1 protein-coding gene is annotated in these 974 nt (G+C 71.7%); it reads right to left on the reverse strand.

Annotated elements, in window-relative coordinates; all coding sequences use genetic code 11:
* On the reverse strand, nucleotides 1-945 hold a 945-nt coding region (gene cas6 / locus H3H34_RS13190), incomplete at its 3' end, for a CRISPR system precrRNA processing endoribonuclease RAMP protein Cas6 (protein WP_194745768.1).
* Nucleotides 946-974: the final 29 nt, after the last annotated feature.

Raw genomic sequence — 974 nt, forward strand, 5'->3', positions numbered from 1 at the left:
CGCAGACCTCGACATCCCTTGCACCTCGTAGGCGCCGAGTCCGAAGCTCGCCTCCTTGCCGACATGCAGCAGTTCGCCAAGCGACAGCAAGGCCTGCACGGGTTCCGGCACCCGCTCCCACTCCCACCTGCCGACAAGCCCGCCAAGGTTCATGCTGCGCTTCTGCCGGGAGGAGAATCGGTACCAGTCCCGCCAGGCGAGGCTCGGCCAGTGGCTGACAGCCTCCGCATCGGCGAGCCAGCGGTCCACCGGCCATGCCTTGACCTCTGCGTGTGCCGGAGCATCGCCATGAATGGCAAGAAGGCGCGCACGCCGAACGATCGCGGCGACGAAGGCGCGCGGGGAGAGTGCTTGCCGCGCGGGCGCGCCGCCGGCACCGAGCCGAAGCGGAGTTCGGGACAGCAGCGCGAGCTCGGGCCCGGCAAGAGGCAGTGGAGGGCGCGCAGGCTCCGGCCAGTCGATGTCTTCCCCCTCCCAGACCGGCATGCCCGTGGCCACCTCGCGCACGACGACGAGCGCGCCGCGCACCCGCTCCCGGCCGAGGCCGCGCGCGAAGAGCCTCTGCCAGGCCGCGATCACATAGGCCAGCCGGTCGATCGCGCCGCCCACCAGCCGCATGCCGAAGACCAGCCGCCCGTCGAAACCAGGATCCGCGTTCGGCACGCGCAGGATGAAGGGCGGGGGCAGGCCCTCCTGGGTCCGCGCGAGGCCGACGGCGGCGAGGTCCCGCGCCGGCGGCTCGAACAGCGCCGGATAGGGGCAGGTGGCAAGGAGCGGGCAGCCGGCGCAGGTGCGAAAGCCGGTCATGCACGACAGCCGCCGCAGCGAGGCGCCGAACGCCCCGCGCAGGAGGCCGCCGGAAAAGGGCGGGAGCGCAAGCTCGCCCTCAAGCTCGGCTTCGAACTCGAGATCGAGGATGGGAAAGGGCGAGCGTTCCAGGATCATTCGGGCTTCGGGAGGCGGGGAGCAATGAC

Source organism: Thermaurantiacus tibetensis (assembly GCF_015354055.1).
Taxonomy (GTDB): Bacteria; Pseudomonadota; Alphaproteobacteria; order Sphingomonadales; family Sphingomonadaceae; genus Thermaurantiacus; species Thermaurantiacus tibetensis.